Below are 20,135 nucleotides of genomic sequence, written 5' to 3'. Positions count from 1 at the left end.
CAGTACGTTACCCCCGGGTCTGGTTCTAGGAGCGCACACAGATGGGTCACTACAAGAGCAACCTCCGCGACCTGGAGTTCAACCTCTTCGAGGTGTTCGGGCGCAGGGAGATCCTCGGCGCCGGCCCCTTCGCCGAGGTCGACGAGGACACCGCCCGCAGCGTGCTGGACGAGGTGAACCGGCTCGCCACCGGGCCGATCGCCGACTCGTTCGAGGACGCCGACCGCCACCCGCCCGTCTTCGACCCGGCCACCCACGACGTGACCATGCCGGAGAGCTTCAAGCGGTCGTACCAGGCCTGGGTGGACGCCGAGTGGTGGCGCCTGGAGCTGCAGCCTGAGCTGGGCGGCACGCCCGCTCCGCGCAGCCTCGTGTGGGCGATGGCCGAGATGGTGCTCGGGGCCAACCCCGCCGTGTGGATGTTCGCCTGCGGCCCCGCCTTCGCCCGCCTGCTGTTCGAGCTCGGCACCCCCGAGCAGAAGCGGTTCGCCGAGATGGCCGTCGAGCGGCACTGGGGCGCGACGATGGTCCTGACCGAGCCCGACGCGGGCTCCGACGTCGGGGCCGGCCGTACGAAGGCGATCGCGCAGCCCGACGGCACCTGGCACATCGAGGGCGTGAAGCGCTTCATCACCAGCGCCGAGCACGACATGGCCGAGAACATCTTCCACCTCGTGCTGGCCCGTCCCGAGGGCGCCAAGCCCGGCACCAAGGGCCTGTCGATGTTCCTCGTGCCGAAGTACCTCGTCGACATCGAGACCGGCGAGCTGGGCGAGCGCAACGGGGTGTACGTCACCAACGTCGAGAAGAAGATGGGCCTCAAGGTCTCCACGACCTGCGAGCTCACCCTCGGCGAAAAGCACCCCGCCATCGGCTACCTGGTCGGCGACACGCACGACGGCATCCGGCAGATGTTCATGGTCATCGAGCACGCCCGCATGATGGTGGGCGCCAAGGCCATCGCCACGCTCTCCACCGGCTACCTGAACGCGCTGGAGTTCGCGAAGAACCGCCTCCAGGGCGCCGACCTCACCCGCGCCGGCGACAAGACCGCGCCGCGCGTGCCGATCACCCACCACCCCGACGTACGCCGCGAGCTCATGCTGCAGAAGTCGTACGCCGAGGCCATGCGGGCGCTGGTGCTCTACACGGCGACGATCCAGGACCAGATCCAGATCGCGGAGTTCGAGGGCCGTCGCGACGAGGCCGCCGAGGCGCTCAACGACCTGCTGCTCCCGCTGGTCAAGGGCGTCGGCTCCGAGCGGTCGTACGAGCTGCTCGCGCGCTCGCTGCAGACGCTCGGCGGCTCGGGCTTCCTGCAGGACTACCCGATCGAGCAGTACATCCGCGACTCGAAGATCGACTCACTGTACGAGGGCACGACCGCGATCCAGGGCCAGGACCTGTTCTTCCGCAAGGTCCTGCGGAACCAGGGCGCGGCGCTGGGGTCGCTGCTCGGCGAGATCAAGGCGTTCGCCGCCTCCGAGGCGGGCAACGGACGGCTGAAGGTCGAACGGGGGCTGCTCGACGAGGCGGCCGACGAGGTCAAGGCGATGGCCGACACGATGGCCGGATGGGCGATCGCCTCCATGGAGACGCCGCGGGAGGTCTACAAGGTCGGCCTCAACACGACCCGGTTCCTGATGGCGCTCGGCGACCTGGTCCTCGGCTGGCTGCTGCTGCGCCAGGCCGAGGTGGCGCTGAACGCGCTGTCCGTCTCGGAGCACGACAAGGACTTCTACACGGGCAAGATCGGGGCGGCCTCGTTCTTCGCCCAGACGATCCTGCCCCGCCTGGCCGCCGAGCGCCGCGTGCTCGCCGCCACCGGGCAGGACCTCATGGACCTGCCCGAGAGCTCCTTCTAGGAGGAGGCGGTCGCGTCGGTGTTGACGGTGGTGAGCAGTTCCTCCCGCTCGGAGGTGTTCTCCGGGCGGACGAAGCCGATGACCGTGAACAGCACCAGCGAGGTGGCCACCGGCGCGGCCGTCGCCACGGCGGTCGAGACGCCGCTCAGGCCGTAGTTGGTGAGCCAGAACGCGACCAGGCCGGCGGCCCACGAGACCAGTGCGGCCGTCGGCCCGGACCGGCGGAACGCCGGCAGCATGCCGAGCAGCAGCGGGATCGAGATCGGGCCGATGAGCCCGGCCACCCACTTGATGACGACCGTGATGATGTCCTTCAGCATCGGGCTGTTGACCTGGGTCGCCACGGCCATCGACAGCGCGATGAACGCGACCGTGGTGACCCGGGCCGCGATCAGGCCGGCCCGGGTGTCCCAGCCGCGCGCCGCGCGGGACAGCACCGGGATCACGTCGCGGGTGAAGACCGAGGCGATCGCGTTGGCGTCGGAGGAGGCCATCGCCATCGTGTGCGAGAAGAAACCGGCGATGACCAGGCCCAGCAGGCCGTGCGGGATGAGCTGGGTGGTCAGCAGCGCGTAGGAGTCGCTGGCGTCGGGCTTGTTCGCGTGGACCAGCAGCGGCGCGGCCCACATCGGGAAGAACAGCAGCAGCGGCCAGACCGCCCACAGCGCGGCCGACAGCCGGGCGCCCCGGGCCGCCTGCCCCGGCGTCGGCGCCGCCATGTACCGCTGGGCCTGGTTCCACATGCCGCCGTTGTACTCGAACGTCTTGATGAACAGGAACGCCAGCAGGAACGTCACGGTGAAGGGCCCGTTGAGCGGCTGCGCGTGCCCGGCCGGGAGCCGGTCCCACACGCCGCCGATCGCGTCGACGCCGCCGAGCCTTCCGAGGACGGCGACCAGCATGACGACGCCGGCGAGCAACTGGATGACGAACTGCCCGAAGTCGGTGAGCGCGTCGGCCCACAGGCCGCCGACCGTGCAGTAGACCGCGGTGACGGCGCCGGTGATCAGGATGCCCTGGTTGAGCGACAGGCCGGTGAACGTCGACAGCAACGTGGCGATCGCGGCCCACTTGGCGCCGACGTCCACGATCTTGAGCAGGCCGCCGGACCACGCGAGCGCCTGCTGCGTCGGCACGTTGTAGCGCCTCGCGAGGAACTCCAGCGGCGAGCTGACCCTGAGTCTCGAACGGATCCGGTTCAGCCGCGGCGCGAACAGCACCGAGCCGATGGCGATGCCGAACGGCGGGACGAGCGGCGACGCCCGCTCACCCTCGGCCGTTCATGCCCGGGAAGCGTGAACCGGGGTCAGAGTGCGTACTGCACGGCCGCGCGGGCGGCGAGGATCTGCGCGATGCACTCCTCGATCACCGCCAGGTGGGCCGGGTGGTCCCGATAGACGATGTAGTCCTCCGGGGAGTCGAACTCGGCCGTCACGGCGAAGGAGAAGTTGCCCTGGTTGACGCCCGCGTCCAGGCCGATCTGGTAGGTCCGGATCTCGGGGATGACGCCCGGCAGCTCGTTCAGCCGCCTGGCCACCTCGGCGCGCTGCTCCTCGGTGGCGTCGTCGGTCCACTTCAGCAGCACGATGTGGCGGAACATGCACTCTCCCTGGGACGGGACGCACGCGGCCCGGTGGCCGCGCTCTTCACGGCGCTCATCCTCTCATCCCCCGTGCCCGACGATCTCCAGCGCCCCTGCCGTCTCCGGCGTCCCGGCTTCTCCGGCCTTCCCCGGCTTCTCCACGGCTTCTCCACGGCGCGGGAGTCAGATCCAGTGGCACTCGACGGAGGCCCTCCTGCGCCGTGCCACGAGCCACTCGCCGAAGGCGGCCTCGCCCGCCGCGGCGAGCGTCTCCGGATCGTCCCGCGCCGCCCGGCGGTCCAGCACCACGCCGGTCAGATAACCGTCGCCGTACGGGACCGGGCCGACCAGCGCGTCGAGGCCCGCGTGACGCAGCGGCGCGGGCAGCTCCCCGGCCCACCGCTCGCCCACCGTCACCATGGCCTGCTCGTAGCCGGTCAGGCCGGAGACGCAGTGGAGCAGTTCGCCGTCCACCGGCTGGGAGCCCGTCACCCATAAGGCGCGTACGCGGTCGAAGTCGGAGCGGTGGGAGGCGAGGTGGCCCGGCCCGAGCTCGGCCTGTTTGCGCCGCCGGAAGCGGCGCCGCCGGGCGATCCCGGCGACGAGCGCCTCGAACTGCTCCCCCGACCACGGCGTCTCCGCCAGCCAGGCCAGCGTGGCGGCCCGGTCGTGCAGGCCGCGCCGGGCGCGGAGCTCCGCCACGGCCTCCCGCAGATCGCCGTCCTCCAGCGGCTCGTCGTCCTCCACGAGCTCACGCGGCGGGAGGCAGCGCTCTGCGACCTCGTCCGGGCCGTCCGGCCGATGCCGCTCGCCTCGCGGCACCGACAGCGTCACCACCCCGCCCTCGGGATGGCGCAGCAGAAGGCCGTACCCGTCGCGGTCGCCCGGCACGAGGCGGGGGCAGGCACCGGGATGGCGGCCGGCCCACTCCTCGATCGCCTTGCCCGCCTCGGTGAGAGGCGTGGCCCGACGGCTCAGGGTGCGCAGGATCTCCGCGCCCTCGGCGAGTACGACGGCGAACCCGGCGATCGCCGCCGCTCCCCCGTCTCGCGTCACGAGCGGGCCGTGGTCTCCACGAATCACGGTAGGGAGGCTAGGAACCCGTGCTTGAGTGTCACTGGTTCCGATCTTGCAGACGGCTTGTACGCCCCGAGCCGGCGGGCGTGACGTGCTCCTCCGGGGTTCACTAGCGGCGCAGTCACGAGCGGCGGGTGCGCGGAGCTCGCGCCCCGGCGTCCTCCGGAAAGGCGACCGGCGGCGGAAGGGCCGGAGACCGCCGATCGGTCTCCGGCCCTCCGGGGAATCGTGTGCGTCAGCTCCAGGCGAGCATGCGCAGGGGGTCCTCCAGCATGGCGCCGACGTCGCGCAGGACATGGGAGCCGAGTTCGCCGTCGACCACACGGTGGTCGAACGACAGCGCCAGCGTGGTCACCTTCCGGACGGCGAGCTGCCCGTCGACCACCCAGGGCATGTCCCTGATCTGGCCGACGGCGAGGATCGCCACCTCTCCCGGGTTCAGGATCGGCGTCCCGGCGTCGACGCCGAAGACCCCCACGTTGGTGATCGTGATCGTGCCGCCGCTCAGCTCGGCCGGCTGGCACCTGCCCGCCCGCGCCCGCTCGGTGAGCTCGCCGAGCGCCCGCGCGAGGTCGGGCAGCGACATCGCGTCGGCGTCCTTGACGTTCGGCACGATCAGCCCGCGGTCGGTGGCGGCGGCGATCCCGAGGTTCACGTAGTGCTTGACCACGATCTCCTCGCCGGTCCACGAGGCGTTCGCCATCGGGTGCCGCTTCACCGCCGTGATCAGCGCCTTCGCCACCAGGAGCAGCGGCGACACCTTGACCTCGGCGAACTCGGGCAGCGTCCGCAGCCGCCGCACGGCCTCCATCGTCCCGGTCACGTCGACCTGGAGCCACTCCGTCACGTGCGGAGCCGAGAACGCGCTGGCCACCATGGCCTGCGCGGTCGCCTTCCTGACCCCTCGGACCGGGATGTACTCCTCCCGCGCGGTCCCCGAGGCCGCGGAGGTTCCCGAGGTCGCCGGAGCGGGCGCCGCCACCGCGGCCTCCACGTCAGCCCGGGTGATCGATCCCTGCGGGCCGGTGCCGGTGAGGGCCGTCAGGTCGACGCCGAGGTCCCTGGCGAGCTTGCGCACCGGCGGCTTCGCCAGCACGCGGGCCCCGGCGGAGGCCGGGTGCCCGTTCCCGGGCACAGCGGGCACGGAGGACACAGCAGGCGCGGAGGACACAGCGGGCGGGGTGGCCGGAGCAGGTGTGACCGAAACAGGCGGGGCCGAAACAGGCGCGGGCGAGGCCGGTTTGCGGGGCCGGCGGCGGGTCGCGGACGTCTTCACGCCGTATCCGACGAGCACCGGCTGACGCTTCTCCTTCTTCGGCTCGGCGCCGTCTCCCGCGCCCGGCACCAGATCGTCGGCCAGCGCCTCCCGGCCGGCGTCGGCCGGGCCCTCGCCGTCGCCCGTACGGACCGAGATGATCGGGGCGCCGACGTCGACCGTCTGGCCCTCGTCGGCCATCAGGGCCGACACCGTGCCCTCGTACGGGCAGGGCAGCTCCACCACGGCCTTGGCCGTCTCGATCTCCACGATCGTCTGGTTGATCTTCACGGAGTCGCCCGGGGTGACGTGCCACCTGACGATCTCGGCCTCGGTCAGCCCCTCGCCCACGTCGGGGAGCCTGAACTCACGGAGCATCAGATCTCTCCCCTCTAGTAAGCGAACGAGCGGTCGACGGCGTCGAGCACCCGGTCGAGGTCGGGCAGGTAGTGCTCCTCCAGCCGGGACGGCGGGTACGGCGTGGAGAACCCGCCCACCCGCAGCACCGGGGCCTCCAGGTGGTAGAAGCAGCGCTCGGTGACCCGCGCCGCGATCTCGGCCCCGAACCCGGTGAAGACCGGAGCCTCGTGGACGACCACGCAGCGGCCGGTCCGCGTCACCGACTCGGTCAGCACCTCGGCGTCCAGCGGGTTGAGCGAGCGCAGGTCGATCACCTCGATGTCCCGTCCGTCCTCCTCGGCCGCCGACGCGGCCTCCAGGCAGGTCTTCACCATCGGCCCGTACGCCACGAGCGTCACGTCCCGGCCGGGCCGTACGACGCGGGCGCGGTCGAGCGGCAGGCCGGGGTCGGCGAGGTCCACCTCGGCCTTGTCCCAGTAACGGCGCTTGGGCTCGAAGAAGATGATCGGGTCGTCGCAGCGGACCGCGTCCTGGATCATGGTGTACGCGTCGGCGGGGTTGGAGCACGCGACCACCCGCAGGCCGGCGGTGTGGGTGAAGTACGCCTCCGGCGACTCGGAGTGGTGCTCGACCGCCCCGATGCCGCCGCCGCAGGGGATGCGCACGACGACCGGCAGCTTCAGCGTGCCGAGCGACCGCAGCGGCATCTTGGCGAGCTGCGTGATGATCTGGTCGGCGGCAGGGAACACGAACCCGTCGAACTGGATCTCGCAGATGGGCCGGTAGCCGCGCAGGGCCAGGCCGATCGCCGTGCCGATGATCCCCGACTCGGCGAGCGGAGTGTCGATGACGCGGTCCTCGCCGAAGTCCTTCTGCAGGCCGTCGGTGACCCGGAAGACGCCGCCGAGCTTGCCGACGTCCTCTCCCATGAGGAGGACCTTGGGGTCGTCCTCCATCGAGCGCCGCAGTCCCTCGTTCAACGCCTTGGCGAGAGTCAGTGTGGTCATCGCTCGAATCCCGCCAGGTAGGTCAGATACTGCTCGCGCTCCTCGTCGAGGAGTGCGTGGGCGCCCGCGTACACGTGATCAAAGATAGCCCCGGGCGGCGGGTCGGGCAGCGCGAGGCACCGGTCGCGCACGTCCTTGCCGAGGGCGTCGGCCTCCGCGTCGACCTTCTCGAAGAACTCCTGGTCGGCGAGCTGGTTCTTGAACAGGTACGCCTTGACCCGCTCGATGGGGTCCTTCAGCTTCCAGGCCTCCAGCTCGTTCGCGAGGCGGTAGCGGGTGGGGTCGTCGGAGGTGGTGTGCGCGCCCATCCGGTAGGTGAACGCCTCGATCAGGGTCGGGCCCTGCCCCTCGCGGGCGTTCCGCAGCGCGCGGCGGGTCACGGCCAGGCAGGCGAACACGTCGTTGCCGTCGACCCGGATGCCGGGGAAGCCGAAGCCCGAGGCCCTCTTGTAGAGGGGGATCTTCGACTGCTTCTCCAGCGGCTCGGAGATCGCCCACTGGTTGTTCTGGCAGAAGAACACGACCGGGGCGTTGAACACCGAGGCCCAGATGAAGGACTCGTTCACGTCGCCCTGGGAGGTCGCGCCGTCGCCGAAGTAGACGATCGCCGCGGACTCCCCGCCGTCGCGCTGGACGCCCATGGCGTACCCGACCGCGTGCAGGGTCTGGGAGCCGATGACGATCGTGTAGAGGTGGAAGTTGTGCTCGGCCGGGTTCCATCCGCCGTTGTTCACTCCGCGGAACAGCGCGAGCAGGTTGACCGGGTCGACGTCGCGGCACCAGGCCACGCCGTGCTCGCGGTAGGTGGGGAAGGCCATGTCGGCGCCGGTGAGCGCCCGGCCCGACCCGACCTGCGCGGCCTCCTGCCCGAGCAGGGACGCCCAGAGGCCGAGCTCGCCCTGTCGCTGGAGCGCGACGGCCTCCAGGTCGATGCGGCGGACGAGGACCAGGTCGCGATAGAGGGAGCGGACCTCTTCGGCGGTCAGCTCGATGTCGTAGTCGGGATGCTCGACCCGCTCTCCCTCGGGGGTGAGCAGTTGGACGAGCTCCGGGGGTGCGTCGGCACCGCGAGGGGCGTGGGCTGTCACATGCCACTCCTGTGCGTCTCGTGCCCGCCACGGGTGGGGTCGCCACCGCCGGAGGGCCGGGTAGGGTCGGCGGACGGCCGCTGGGGGTGGGCGACCGGTCGCATATGCGGACATCGTGGCAGAAGTCACACCCCTTCGCGCAAGACCCCGCCTCCTGTCCATACTTCTCCGATTCCCGGGGCGTGAGGCGCCACACCCCTCCGCCGCGGCCCCGCCCGCCGCGTGGCCCGTCGCGAGCGCGTCGCAGGGCCGCCACTAGGCTTGACCCAGAAACGGACCCACCGAAACCGGCGGACCCACCGAAACTGGCGGACCACTCGAAATTGGAGGCACATCGTGGCGCGCGTCATCGTCGACGTCATGCTCAAGCCGGAGATCCTCGACCCGCAGGGGCAGGCGATCGCCCGGGCGCTGCCGCGGCTCGGCTTCTCCGGGGTCTCCGAGGTGCGGCAGGGCAAGCGGTTCGAGCTGGAGCTGGACGGGCCTGCGGACGAAGCCGCCCTTTCGGAAGTCCGAAAGATGGCCGAAACCCTGCTGGCCAACACGGTGATCGAGGACTTCGCAATCCACGTCGCAGAGTGAAGTGGTGCATTTCACACCGCCGCGCCCCTGACTTCTCCCTCGTAAATGGGACATAGGTCGTCTTAAACCCACCCATGAGGCACGCCCCGAATAACAGGACCGTGATTTTGCGGTTAGCCCTGATTCAGTGGGGAAGCCTACCGTGGTGACCTTCGACACCGGGGAGGGGTCCGGTGGATATTGAGTTCTCGCTGGCCATGCCGAGGGATGCGATCGGCATCCCGATGGTCCGCCGCGTGGTGGGTAACGCGCTCAGGTCGCTCGGCGTGACCGAGGAGTGCGTGTCCGACATACTCCTGGCCACGTCCGAGGCATGCGCCAACGCTGTAAGGCACGGTGGACCGGCAAACCGTTACGAGGTCATGGCCACCATCGGCAACGGCCGATGTGAGCTGCGCGTCGCCGACGGCGGCGAGGGGCTGCACATGATTCCCCGCCAGCACCCGCCGGCCGAGACCGAGCACGGCCGTGGGATCCTGATCATGCGGGCCGTCGTGGACGACCTGTCCTTCGACATCACGCCCGGCCGCGGCACGACCGTGCGGCTGTGCAAGGAGCTCGACTGGGCCGAGGACGCCATCGCCCACCATCTCACTCTCGACCGCCACCTGGCCGGGGTCTGAGGACCCCGGCCACCGGCCGCGCCGGCCCAGGGCGCGGCACGTGTGGCTCATGACGCGGCCCGATCGGTTCGGGGCTCCGCGAGAGCGGCCGATTTGGCGGCTCCGATACTCTGAGGTGTACCGCCACTGACCGCCGTCCGGCACATGAGACGGTGGCGTCCGGCCTGGCGGCGATCCTTGGAGGGAACACAGTCATGAGCGCTGCCCGGGTGGGCGTCGTCACCTTCCCCGGAACACTCGACGACCAGGATGCCGCGCGAGCCGTACGGCTGGCCGGAGCGGAGGCGGTGCCGCTGTGGCACGCCGACCACGACCTCAAGGGCGTCGACGCCGTCTTCCTGCCCGGCGGGTTCTCCTACGGCGACTACCTTCGCTGCGGGGCGATCTCCCGGTTCTCCCCCCTCATGACCGAGCTGATCCCGGCCGCGCAGGCCGGGCTGCCCGTGCTCGGCACCTGCAACGGCTTCCAGATCCTCTGTGAGGCGCACCTGCTGCCGGGCGCGCTGACCCGCAACGAGGGCCTGCACTACATCTGCCGCGACCAGCGCATCCGCGTGGAGAGCACGCGTACGGCCTGGACCGCGGACTTCGCGGACGGCCAGGAGATCGTGCTGCCGATCAAGCACGGCGAGGGCCGCTACGTCGCCGACGCCGCCACGCTGGCGGCGCTGGAGGGCGAGGGCCGGGTGGTCTTCCGCTACGCCGGCGGCAACCCCAACGGCTCGCTCAACGACATCGCGGGGATCGCCAACGAGGCCGGGAACGTCGTCGGCCTCATGCCCCACCCCGAGCACGCGGTCGAGGACCTGACCGGCGCGCCGAGCGTGGACGGCCGCGGCTTCTTCACCTCGATCCTGAAGAGGCTGGTGAACGCGTGATGGCCCTCGACAGCGTGAAGCGTGCGCAGGAGACGCCCGAGGAGCGTCAGCCGTACGCCGAGCTGGGCATGAAGGACGACGAGTACCAGCGCGTACGGGAGATCCTCGGACGGCGGCCGACCGGCTCCGAGCTGGCGATCTACTCCGTGATGTGGAGCGAGCACTGCTCCTACAAGTCGTCGAAGGTCCACCTGCGGCAGTTCGGGACCAAGGCGCCCGAGTCGGAGGCCCTGCTCGTCGGCATGGGCGAGAACGCCGGCGTGGTCGACGTCGGCGACGGCTGGGCCGCCACCTTCAAGATCGAGTCGCACAACCACCCGTCGTACGTCGAGCCGCACCAGGGCGCCGCGACCGGCGTCGGCGGCATCGTGCGCGACATCATGTCGATGGGCGCGCGGCCGGTCGCGGTCATGGACTCGCTTCGCTTCGGCGGGGCCGATCAGCCCGACACCCGCCGGGTGCTGCCCGGGGTGGTGGAGGGCATCAGCCACTACGGCAACTGCCTCGGCCTGCCCAACATCGGCGGAGAGGTCGTCTTCGACCCCTGCTACATCGGCAACCCGCTCGTCAACGCCCTGTGCGTCGGCCTGCTGCGCAAGGACCAGATCAAGCTGGCCACCGCCCCCGGCCCCGGCAACAAGGTCGTGCTGTTCGGCGCGCGTACCGGCGCGGACGGCATCGGCGGCGCGTCGGTGCTCGCGTCGGCCACCTTCGAGGACGAGTCGCAGGCCAAGCGGCCCGCCGTACAGGTCGGCGACCCGTTCATGGAGAAGCTGCTGATCGAGTGCTGCCTGGAGCTCTACCAGGCGGACGTGGTCGTCGGCATCCAGGACCTCGGCGCGGCCGGGGTGTCCTGCGCGACCACCGAACTGGCCGCCAAGGGCACCGGCGGCATGCGGGTGGACCTGAACCTCGTCCCGCTGCGCGATCCCTCGCTGCGGCCCGAGGAGATCCTGATGAGCGAGTCGCAGGAACGCATGATGGCGGTCGTCACGCCCGACGACATCCCGGCCTTCATGGCGATCTGCGACAAGTGGGACGTCCCGGCGACCGTGATCGGCGAGGTCACCGACTCCGGCAGGCTCGTCATGACGTGGGACGGCGAGGTCATCGTCGACATCCCGCCGGGCACGGCCGCCGACGAGGGCCCGGTCTACGAGCGTCCGTTCCACGAGCCCGCCGGGCAGGCGGCGCTCAACGCCGACGGCCCCGAGCGCCTGCCCCGGCCCGCGGACCTGCGCGAGACCCTGCTCACCCTGCTCGGCTCGCCCAACCTCGGGTCGAAGGAGTGGGTGACCTCCCAGTACGACCGGTACGTGCGCGGCAACACCGTCCTGGCCCAGCCCGCCGACGCCGGCATGCTCCGGATCTCGGAGGCGATGCCGGGGGCGGAGGAGACCACCCGGGGCATCGCGCTGGCGACCGACGGCAACGGCCGCTACGCCAGGCTCGATCCGTACAGCGGGGCGCAGCTCGCGCTGTCGGAGGCGTACCGGAACGTCGCCGTCACCGGCGCGAAGCCGCTCGCGGTCACCAACTGCCTCAACTTCGGCTCTCCGGAGGACCCCGAGGTCATGTGGCAGTTCTCGGAGGCCGTACGCGGGCTCGCCGACGCCTGCCGCACCCTCGGCGTGCCGGTCACCGGCGGGAACGTGTCGTTCTACAACCAGACCGGCTCGACCGCGATCAACCCGACACCCGTGATCGGCGTGCTGGGCGTGATCGACGACGTGGCGCGGCGGGTCAGGTCCGGCTTCCCGGAGGCCGGCCTGCGCGTGCTGCTGCTGGGCGAGACCCGCGAGGAGTTCGGCGGCTCGGAGTGGGCGCACGTGGTCCACGGCCACCTGGGCGGGCTGCCGCCTCAGGTGAACCTGGAGGCCGAGCGCGCCCTGGCCGCGGTGCTGGCCGAGGCGGCGGCCCGCGGGCTGCTGGAGGGCTCGCACGACCTCTCCGACGGCGGTCTCGCGATCGCCCTGGCCGAGGCGTGCCTCTCCCGTGGCGTCGGCTGCACGGTGACGCTGCCGGGCGAGGACGCGTTCACCGACCTGTTCAGCGAGTCGGCCGCGCGTGCGCTGGTGTGCGTCCGCCCGGACGCGTTCGACGCGTTCGCCGAGCTGTGCGTCCGGCACGAGGTGCCCTGCTCCGGGCTCGGCCTCACCGGCGGCGACGCGCTCGTGGTCGAGGGCGTTCTCGACGTCCCGGTCGCCGAGCTTCGCGAGGCCCACACCTCGGCCCTGCCCCGCGTCTTCGGCTGATCGTCATCAGAGGGCCCTTCCGGACGACCCCGTCCGGAAGGGCCTTCGCTTTCGCCGGGGTTCCGTCGCGGCGGGGAAAACGGCTGGCGAGCGGGGTGCTCGGGGACCACCATGGGCACGGTGAACGACCAGCCCCAGCGGTGGACCCAGGCGACCGTATATCGAGACATGTGGGTGGATCCGGCTGACGATCCCCGCGAGAACAACGAAGTCAGCCCGGAAGGCGAACCGGCGACGCTGCGGGAGTACCTGAGGAACTACCGGCTGACCCTGCTGATGAAGTGCGAGGGGCTCAGCGCGGAGCAGCTGGCCCGCCGATCGGTGCCGCCGTCGACCATGTCGCTGCTCGGCCTGCTCCGGCACCTCGCCGAGGCGGAGCGGGACTGGCGCGGCTGGATCCTTCCCGGCGGCCCGCCGCCGAAGCTGTACGGCCCGGGTGGCGACTTCGACGGAGCGGTCGGCGACCAGGCGGTGGTCGACGCCGCGTACGCCGACCTCGCCCGTGAGCAGGAGGCCACCGACGCCGCGCTGGCCGAGCACCCGGATCTGAGCGTGCGTCTGGGGAAGGACGCCATCGCCGTCCGCGACCTGCTGGTGCACCGGATCGAGGAGTACGCCCGGCACTGCGGCCACGCGGACCTGCTGCGGGAGTGCGTCGACGGCCGCGTGGGCCAGTGAGGCACATCGCCCGGGGGCGTCAGGAACACCTGCCGTTCTTGAGCAGACGCCCGCCGACCGCCTTGTTGTCGCAGGTGATCCTGTTTCCGCCTACGGTGTCGTTGATGCCGACGCCGGCGGCGCCGTCGAGATAGAGGGTGTTCCTGCGGAAGACGTTGCCGGTGCCCCAGCCGTCGACGATCTCGTGGGTCTGGAAGCCGTCGACGGGGGTGTTCCTGCCGACGTTGCCCTCGATCAGGTAGCCGTTGCCCTTGACGTCGACCCACGAGTCGGCGGTCGCGGCGACGAGCGCCGACCCGTCGAAGACGTTGCCGACGATGCGGCCCCCGCGGGTGCCCTCCTTGACGTCCACCGCCTCGGCCCTGGACCGGATGACGTTCCCGCGAACCAGGTTCCGGTCGCTCCGGTCCATCCGCCCGCCGGAGTACCGATCCCAGTTGGACTTCGCTGAGCCGAGGTAGACGCCCTCGCCGAACTCCGCGCGACGCAGGCCGGTGTTGTCGATCCGGTTGTACTGGACGATGTTGCCGCTGCTGAAGGCACGCAGATGGACGGCCTCGTCGCCGATGTCGCGGACGGTGAGGCCCTGGATGACCGAGCCCCGGGTTCCGTCCGCCATGACGCCCTTCTGGCTGTTCCTGACGGTGAAGCCCACCAGGCGCCAGTAACCGGCCCGGTCGAGGTGGAAGCCGTACCCCTTGCCGACGCCGCCGCCGTCCAGCACCGCCGCGGCGGGGCCGCACAGGTAGATCGGCTTCTTCGGCGTGCCGGAGTGCCGGGCGACGAACCTGCCCCGGTAGGTGCCGGGCCGCAGCCGGATGACGTCGCCCGCACGTGCCGACCTGAGCGCCTCGTGCAGCTCACCGGCGCTGCCGACGGTCCTGGTCGGCTTCGGGCAGCGGATCGCGCCCGTCCCGGTCGGCACGGACGTCGCGGGTGCGGCGGTGGCCGCGGCCGCCGGCCACACCACGGCGGGGACGACCAGGGGTACGACGAAGGCGCCGACGAGCGTGGCGTGGATTCTCATGCGACGTCTTTCCGTCCGGATACGCAGTCGACCACAAAGGGTGCGAGGTGGTGCAAAGCTACACCGTTCCATAGTCGGTGTCCCGGGACCATCGTGATCAGACGGCCTATCCGGGGCGAGAGCGCGTAAAGTCACTCCGGTGATCGCCGCCTCCGGCAGAGGAGAAGACAGTGTGGCTTGACGCGGAACTGAGTCCCCGGTCTCTTCACGACCCGGAGGACTTCACCGCTCTCAAGGTGACGGCCCGGCGCGAGGACCATGTCTGGCTCACCCGGGAGGACATCATCCGCCTGGCCGGTGACCAGGGCCGGGACCCGGAGTGGCGGGACAGGCTCGACCGGATGCTGGAGTACGCCGCCTCCAAGGGCTGGGTCGACGACGCCGGGGCCGTACGGGCCCACGTGGAGTGGACCTGACCCTTCGTCACGACCCGGACGGCGTGCCGGCGGCGGCCACCGGCTTGCGGGCGACGAGGTAGGCCTGGGGGGTCCGTTCGGACTCGCCGCGTTCGCACAGCAGGCGGGCGATCACGGGGATTCCCGCGTCGGCCAGCAGCCGGGTCAGGTGATCCGGCGAGACGCGGTGGAAGTCGAGCCCGACCTGGTGCCCGAACGCCTCCGCGAGGTGGAACGGCTCGTCGCCGACCTGGCCGACCTGGAAGGCGAGCAGGAGATGACCGCCGGGCGCCAGCACCCGGTGGAACTCGGCGAGCACCGCCGGATGGTCCTCCGGTGGCGTGTGGATGATCGAATACCAGGCGACCACGCCGCTAAGGGACTCGTCGGCGATGTCCAGGGCCGCGAGGCGGCCTTCCTGGAACCGGATGTGCGGGTGCTCCTGACGGGCTATCGCGATCATGCCCGGCGACAGGTCGACGCCGGAGACGTCGAGGCCGAGCGCGTGCAGGTGCGCCGTGATCCGGCCCGTTCCGCAACCGGCCTCGACCACCGGGCCCGGGAGGTCCGACGTCCGCACGAGCTCGGCGTACGTGGCGAGCATGGCGCGTTCGAACGGCTTGCCAGCCAGCGAGTGCCGGGCGAAGTCGACGTAGTCTCCGGCCATCGCGTCGTACGCCGCCCGGGCGACCCGGACGTAGGAGGGCTCGATCATGACCGGCCACCCTAGTCGTCGGAGCCGGCAACCGCCTTCCGGGGCTACGAGGGCCGCGCCCGTGCCTGTCGCGTGGCCTCCGGGAGCGGCGGAGGCCGGAATTAGGCCGGAAACGCGCGAAGACCCCTCCGGTAACCCCTCCGGAAGGGCCTTCGCGGTGCCGTACGCCAACGCCTCGTCGCGTACGGCAGGCATATGTGGAGCGCCGTACGGTGGAGCCCCCACGGACTCCACCCTTCCGGCGGCGTGGCTGACTCAGACGCCGACGCAGATGACGTACATGGTGCCCTTGGTGCCGACGGACCCCTTGACCTCCCAGCCGGTCGGCTTGCCTCCGGTGATGATCGGGCCGTTGGTGGTGACCTCACCGACGATGTTGGTGCCGCGGTAGCCGCCGCCGGTCGCGTAGGTCCCGCTGTCGCAGCTCAGGCTCTTGGAGCCGCCGCCGAGGCCGAAGCTGAACTCGGCCGACTTGTACGAGACGGCGGCGACGCCGTCCTTACCGTCCTTGCCGTCCTTGCCGTCCTTGCCGTCGTCACCCTTGGGACCCTGCAGACCACGCGGGCCCTGCTCGCCGGCCTTGCCGTCGTCGCCCTTGGGACCCTGGGCGCCGGTCTCGCCCTTCGGGCCCTGGGCGCCCGTGTCACCCTTGGGGCCCTGAAGGCCACGCGGGCCCTGCAGACCGCGCGGGCCCTGGGGACCCTGCGCACCCGTGCCGCCGATCCCCGCCGGACCCTGCGGCCCCTGCGGACCCGCCTGGTTCCACGACACCTTGTACTCGGTCGCCTTGCACCTGGTCGTCACCCCGACCAGACGCATGTACCGCGTCGACTTGTTCACACACGCGTAGTACGCGCCACCACTCGCCGACGAGGCCGTCGCCGCCCCACCCAGAACCAGAACCGACCCCACCAGAGCACCAGCCGTCACAAGGCCGATGGTCCGACCGCCCGGCAACTTGATAGCCACGGGACTTCCCTTTCTGCGGCACGCGAGGTGCTTCGATCACAAGAGGTACGAGTGATACACGTGTGAGAGAAAGGGATGGTTGACGGCACAAACATCACGTATGCGCATCAAGGCCGCGAGTAAGGCCGCACAGTCAGATCTGCCGCTTTGGCCGACGAGGACACCGGGCGCGATGTGGTCCACGCCTTCAACGAGAAGGGCCTGGCCGCCCTGGGCCCTCAGTGGGCGGGAGGCCGTCCCCGCCTGATCGGTGACGACGACATCGCGCCCATCGTCGCAACGGCCTTGATCTAGATGTCGATGACGACCTTGCCGTGCACGTGCCGGCCCGCCTGGAGCTCAACCGCGCGGCGGATCTGCTCGACCGGGAAGCTCGCCGCGACAGGCACCCGCAGCCGGCCCGCCGCGACCAGGGCGGCGACCTCTTCCAGGGCGCCGGGGGCGGCGTTCGCGCCGTTGGCCGTCGGCACGCCGTCGACCTGCGCGGCGATGGTGCAGATGCGGCCGTCCGGGACGCCGAGTTCCCTCGCCGCGTGCACCGTCTCCGTCCCGTAGAGGTCGATGGCGGCGGTGACACCGCCGGGAGCGAGGACGCGGACCCGGTCGGCCAGGCCGTCGCCGTACGCGACCGGCTCGGCTCCGAGATCGCGCAGGAAATCGGAGGATGTCGCCGATCCCGTCCCGATCACGCGCGCTCCCGCGATCCGGGCCAGCTGGACGGCGAACACCCCGACCCCGCCCGCCGCGCCGCCGATCAGCACCGTGTCGTCCGGGCCGGGGCCGACCACGGCGAGGGCGGCGGATGCCGTGCAGCCGGCGATCGTGAGGGTGGCGGCGGTGCGGTCGTCGACGCCGTCCGGAGTGTGATGGGCCTCGTTCGCCGCGCTCCCCCCGGCCGCGTCGACCACCACGAAGTCGGCAACCGCGCGGGACAGGGCGCCCCCGAACACCCGGTCGCCGGGCGCGAAGCCGGTCACCCCGTCACCGACCTGGTCGACGAGTCCCGCGTAGTCGGTCCCGAATCCGGCCGGGAGGCTCAGGCCGAACCGGGCGGCGGTGTCCGCGTCGGCGGTCATGATCCAGTCCATCGGGTTCAGACCGGCCGCGGTGACCCGCACGCGGATCTGTCCCGGGCCGGCCTGCGGAGCGGGAACCTCACGGATGTCCAGGACTTCGGGGCCGCCGAACGAATCGAGCCGGACCGCCCTGCTCCTGCCCGTCGGCGGTTGATCGCTCTGTTCCTGCATGTACGCCTGGCTCCTTGGGGACGAGGGAACGCGTTGAAACGGACTATGCTCCGTTTCCATGGGCGACCCTAACACAACCGGAGCGCGATCCGTTTTTACTGAGGCGGAGCTGCGCGCGCCACGGGCGGACGCGACCCGTAACCGCGACCAGTTGCTCGCGGTGGCGACCCGCGTGTTCGTGTCGGCTGAGGCCGAGCCGTCGATGCGTGCGATCGCCCGCGAGGCCGGAGTCGGCATCGCCACGCTCTACCGGCACTTCCCGACCCGCGAGTCGCTGGTCGACGCGGTCTACCGGGACCAGGTCGTGCGGCTGACGACCGGCGCCCGCGAGCTGCTCGGCCGGTTGCCCCCGGCTGCGGCGATGCGGCGCTGGATGGACTTGTTCGGGGACTGGATCGCGACCAAGAACGGCATGCTCGACACGCTGCTCGCGATGATCGAGTCGGGCGAGATCGCCCATGCGCAGACCCGGAGCGAGCTGCTGGCGGCCATCACCACGATTCTCGACGCCGGTCGCGCGGCGGGCGACCTCCGCTCCGACGTCACCGCCGACGACATCGCCGCCTCCCTCATCGGCATCTTCACCGTGGCCCCCCGGCGCCATCATGAAGCCAAGGCCGGGCGCCTGCTGGACCTCCTGATGGACGGGCTCCGGCCCCCCACCCGGCCGGCCTGAGCCCGGATCGAGGCGCGCCTTTCTCGCCGCGTACGCGGGCGCGTTCCCGGCGTGCCGATCGGATGTGATCGAACCCATCCGATCGGCACGGGGAGCCACGCGCGGGTCCGGTGATCGTTTCCGGCTACAGCACTAGCTCTTGAGGCACAGCACGTAGATGGTGCCGCTGACGTTCTTGCCGTAGAGCTTCCAGCCGACCGCCTTGCCGTCGTCGTTCAGGTACGGCGCGTTGGTGGTGATGAAGGGCTGGCCCGAGCCACCGGCGACGAAGCCGCCTCCCGTGGCGACGGTTCCGCTCGGGCACATGACGGAGTCGCTGCCACCGGCGGCCGGCAGGTAGAGGGAGTCAGCCTTGGTGACGACGGTGGCGGAACCCCCCTCGCCCGCGGGGCCTGCGGGACCCGCCGGACCCGCGGGACCACGCGCGCCCGTGTCGCCCTTCTCGCCCTTGTCACCCTTCGGACCGGCGTCCCCCTTGGGGCCCTGCGGCCCGGTGACGCCGTTCCTGCCGTCGTCGCCCTTGGGACCCTGCGGACCAGCCGGACCGCGCTCGCCCTGCGGCCCCTGCTTGCCGTCGTCGCCCTTGGGGCCCTGCGAGCCTGCCGGACCGGCCTTGCCGTCGTCGCCCTTGGGACCCTGGGCGCCGGTCTCACCCTTAGGCCCCTGCGCCCCGGTCTCGCCCTTCGGGCCCTGGGCGCCCGTGTCACCCTTGGGGCCCTGCAGACCTCTCGGACCCTGCAGACCACGCGGGCCCTGGGGACCCTGCGCACCCGTGCCGCCGATCCCCGCCGGACCCTGCGGCCCCTGCGGACCCGCCTGGTTCCACGACACCTTGTACTCGGTCGCCTTGCACCTGGTCGTCACCCCGACCAGACGCATGTACCGCGTCGACTTGTTCACACACGCGTAGTACGCGCCACCACTCGCCGACGAGGCCGTCGCCGCCCCACCCAGAACCAGAACCGACCCCACCAGAGCACCAGCCGTCACAAGGCCGATGGTCCGACCGCCCGGCAACTTGATAGCCACGGGACTTCCCTTTCTGCGGCACGCGGAGCGTGAAGATCACATTTGTACGCGCGTATCACACGTGCCGGAAGGTGCTTTGGTTGACGTCCGAAACATCACGGATGCGCAACTTCGACCACAGCGCCTACGACGCCGCGTCGCCCGTCGCGCCTCCCTGCGGCTTCCTCGCGGCCATGGTCTCGACGCCGCTCATGAGGAGGTCCAGGCCGAACGTGTAGTACGCCTCCACGTCGGCCTCGTTCTCCATCAGCTTCGCGAACTCCACCATCCGAGGGAACTCGTCGGCGGGCAGCCGTTCCAGGGCGAGCCGCTTCTGCCGCCGCCACTCGGCCGCCTGGGCGGCCGTGAGCGTCCGGGGGCACCCGGGCTCGCCGCCGACGAGAGCGATCGCGCCCTGCAGGAGGTAGTGGGACACGGCCCAGCCCTCCCGGAGCGTGAAGCCCGCCAGCGACAGCAGGTCGAGCGCGGCCTCGGTCGCCCGGGTGAAGCTGGGCACCTCCTCCTCCTTGACCAGCGCGAACAGCTGCGGCATGAACCTGTGCCGCCGCATCACCCCCACCAGCGCCTCGACCATCGCGCGCAGCCGGAGGTTCCACGGCGCGGCGGGGTCGAACTCGGGCGTGACCTCGGCCAGCAGGTGGTCGGAGAGGCAGGCGAGCAACTGGTCCTTGTTCTTGACGTGCCAGTACAGCGCCATCGGCGTGACGCCCAGCTCCTGGGCCAGCCGCCGCACCGTGACGGCGTCGAGGCTCTCGGAGTCGGCCACCTCCACGGCCTTCTCCACCAGCGCCCGGCGGCTCAACCGCTCCGTGTCAGCCATGGTCCGC

Annotated in this window: 21 protein-coding genes; 9 read left to right on the top strand and 12 right to left on the bottom strand. The window is 71.1% G+C overall.

What is annotated here, in order from left to right:
- Positions 1–41: 41 nt before the first annotated feature.
- Positions 42–1,865, top strand: a complete 1,824-nt coding sequence (locus FED44_RS20835) for an acyl-CoA dehydrogenase (RefSeq protein WP_117409646.1) — start codon at positions 42–44, stop codon at positions 1,863–1,865.
- On the opposite strand, the gene FED44_RS20830 is transcribed toward FED44_RS20835, so the two are convergent.
- The 6 genes from FED44_RS20830 to pdhA form a co-directional block, all read right to left on the bottom strand.
- On the bottom strand, positions 1,862–3,085 hold the full coding sequence (locus FED44_RS20830) for a sodium:solute symporter family transporter (RefSeq protein ID WP_222867902.1): 1,224 nt from the start codon (positions 3,083–3,085) through the stop codon (positions 1,862–1,864). The genes FED44_RS20835 and FED44_RS20830 overlap by 4 nt on opposite strands.
- An 86-nt stretch (positions 3,086–3,171) precedes the next feature.
- Positions 3,172–3,465 carry a Dabb family protein gene (locus FED44_RS20825; protein WP_138461737.1) on the bottom strand — a complete coding sequence of 98 codons (294 nt, stop codon included), beginning with the start codon at positions 3,463–3,465 and terminating at the stop codon, positions 3,172–3,174.
- Positions 3,466–3,630: 165 nt separating this feature from the next.
- Complete coding sequence (locus FED44_RS20820; protein ID WP_138461736.1) at positions 3,631–4,530, bottom strand: hypothetical protein; 900 nt, start codon at positions 4,528–4,530, stop codon at positions 3,631–3,633.
- 229 nt (positions 4,531–4,759) lie between these two features.
- Positions 4,760–6,157: a dihydrolipoamide acetyltransferase family protein gene (locus tag FED44_RS20815; RefSeq protein WP_138461735.1), complete on the bottom strand. Its 1,398-nt coding sequence runs from the start codon at positions 6,155–6,157 to the stop codon at positions 4,760–4,762.
- 14 nt (positions 6,158–6,171) lie between these two features.
- Positions 6,172–7,146 carry an alpha-ketoacid dehydrogenase subunit beta gene (locus FED44_RS20810; RefSeq protein WP_138461734.1) on the bottom strand — a complete coding sequence of 325 codons (975 nt, stop codon included), beginning with the start codon at positions 7,144–7,146 and terminating at the stop codon, positions 6,172–6,174.
- Complete coding sequence (pdhA, locus tag FED44_RS20805) at positions 7,143–8,234, bottom strand: pyruvate dehydrogenase (acetyl-transferring) E1 component subunit alpha (RefSeq protein ID WP_244302105.1); 1,092 nt, start codon at positions 8,232–8,234, stop codon at positions 7,143–7,145. The genes FED44_RS20810 and pdhA overlap by 4 nt, the downstream gene beginning before the upstream one ends.
- A gap of 336 nt (positions 8,235–8,570) precedes the next feature.
- Between pdhA and purS the strand changes: the two genes are divergently transcribed.
- The 5 genes from purS (at position 8,571) to FED44_RS20780 (ending at position 13,250) form a co-directional block, all read left to right on the top strand.
- A complete protein-coding gene (purS, locus tag FED44_RS20800) occupies positions 8,571–8,816 on the top strand; it encodes a phosphoribosylformylglycinamidine synthase subunit PurS (RefSeq protein WP_138461733.1) in 246 nt (81 codons plus the stop codon).
- Positions 8,817–8,989: 173 nt separating this feature from the next.
- On the top strand, positions 8,990–9,439 hold the full coding sequence (locus FED44_RS20795) for an ATP-binding protein (RefSeq protein ID WP_117409638.1): 450 nt from the start codon (positions 8,990–8,992) through the stop codon (positions 9,437–9,439).
- Positions 9,440–9,633: 194 nt separating this feature from the next.
- Positions 9,634–10,317 carry a phosphoribosylformylglycinamidine synthase subunit PurQ gene (gene purQ / locus FED44_RS20790; RefSeq protein WP_138461732.1) on the top strand — a complete coding sequence of 228 codons (684 nt, stop codon included), beginning with the start codon at positions 9,634–9,636 and terminating at the stop codon, positions 10,315–10,317.
- The gene (gene purL / locus FED44_RS20785) at positions 10,317–12,572 is read left to right on the top strand and encodes a phosphoribosylformylglycinamidine synthase subunit PurL (RefSeq protein ID WP_138461731.1); all 2,256 of its coding nucleotides are present in this window, start codon (positions 10,317–10,319) and stop codon (positions 12,570–12,572) included. Before purQ ends, purL begins: the two co-directional genes overlap by 1 nt.
- Before the next feature lie 120 nt (positions 12,573–12,692).
- On the top strand, positions 12,693–13,250 hold the full coding sequence (locus FED44_RS20780) for a DinB family protein (RefSeq protein ID WP_244302104.1): 558 nt from the start codon (positions 12,693–12,695) through the stop codon (positions 13,248–13,250).
- A gap of 19 nt (positions 13,251–13,269) precedes the next feature.
- Here FED44_RS20780 and FED44_RS20775 read toward each other — a convergent pair whose 3' ends face one another.
- Positions 13,270–14,277: a right-handed parallel beta-helix repeat-containing protein gene (locus FED44_RS20775; RefSeq protein WP_208759094.1), complete on the bottom strand. Its 1,008-nt coding sequence runs from the start codon at positions 14,275–14,277 to the stop codon at positions 13,270–13,272.
- A gap of 170 nt (positions 14,278–14,447) precedes the next feature.
- Between FED44_RS20775 and FED44_RS20770 the strand changes: the two genes are divergently transcribed.
- Positions 14,448–14,693: a hypothetical protein gene (locus tag FED44_RS20770; RefSeq protein ID WP_117409633.1), complete on the top strand. Its 246-nt coding sequence runs from the start codon at positions 14,448–14,450 to the stop codon at positions 14,691–14,693.
- Between the two features lie 7 nt (positions 14,694–14,700).
- On the opposite strand, the gene FED44_RS20765 is transcribed toward FED44_RS20770, so the two are convergent.
- Both FED44_RS20765 and FED44_RS38155 read right to left on the bottom strand, forming a co-directional pair.
- The gene (locus FED44_RS20765) at positions 14,701–15,387 is read right to left on the bottom strand and encodes a class I SAM-dependent methyltransferase (RefSeq protein ID WP_117409632.1); all 687 of its coding nucleotides are present in this window, start codon (positions 15,385–15,387) and stop codon (positions 14,701–14,703) included.
- Positions 15,388–15,642: 255 nt separating this feature from the next.
- A complete protein-coding gene (locus tag FED44_RS38155; RefSeq protein ID WP_222867901.1) occupies positions 15,643–16,227 on the bottom strand; it encodes a collagen-like protein in 585 nt (194 codons plus the stop codon).
- A gap of 276 nt (positions 16,228–16,503) precedes the next feature.
- On the opposite strand from FED44_RS38155, the gene FED44_RS20755 reads away from it, so the two are divergent.
- Positions 16,504–16,650 (top strand): helix-turn-helix domain-containing protein, encoded by a 147-nt coding sequence (locus FED44_RS20755; protein ID WP_208759093.1) that lies wholly within the window; start codon positions 16,504–16,506, stop codon positions 16,648–16,650.
- Here the strand turns inward: FED44_RS20755 and FED44_RS20750 are convergent.
- Positions 16,647–17,603, bottom strand: coding sequence for an NADP-dependent oxidoreductase (locus tag FED44_RS20750; RefSeq protein WP_138461729.1), 957 nt, complete (start codon positions 17,601–17,603; stop codon positions 16,647–16,649). The two genes, FED44_RS20755 and FED44_RS20750, sit on opposite strands and share 4 nt — an antisense overlap.
- A gap of 58 nt (positions 17,604–17,661) precedes the next feature.
- Between FED44_RS20750 and FED44_RS20745 the strand changes: the two genes are divergently transcribed.
- Positions 17,662–18,279 carry a TetR/AcrR family transcriptional regulator gene (locus tag FED44_RS20745; RefSeq protein ID WP_117410206.1) on the top strand — a complete coding sequence of 206 codons (618 nt, stop codon included), beginning with the start codon at positions 17,662–17,664 and terminating at the stop codon, positions 18,277–18,279.
- 132 nt (positions 18,280–18,411) lie between these two features.
- On the opposite strand, the gene FED44_RS20740 is transcribed toward FED44_RS20745, so the two are convergent.
- Positions 18,412–19,179: a collagen-like protein gene (locus tag FED44_RS20740; RefSeq protein ID WP_208759092.1), complete on the bottom strand. Its 768-nt coding sequence runs from the start codon at positions 19,177–19,179 to the stop codon at positions 18,412–18,414.
- Between the two features lie 253 nt (positions 19,180–19,432).
- Positions 19,433–20,128 carry a TetR family transcriptional regulator gene (locus FED44_RS20735; protein ID WP_117410249.1) on the bottom strand — a complete coding sequence of 232 codons (696 nt, stop codon included), beginning with the start codon at positions 20,126–20,128 and terminating at the stop codon, positions 19,433–19,435.
- Between the last annotated feature and the right edge of the window lie 7 nt (positions 20,129–20,135).

This window comes from Microbispora triticiradicis (assembly GCF_005864065.1).
Classification (GTDB): domain Bacteria; phylum Actinomycetota; class Actinomycetes; order Streptosporangiales; family Streptosporangiaceae; genus Microbispora; species Microbispora triticiradicis.
Note: the sequence above shows the minus strand (reverse complement) of the source record. Positions and strands in the feature narration are given on the sequence as shown.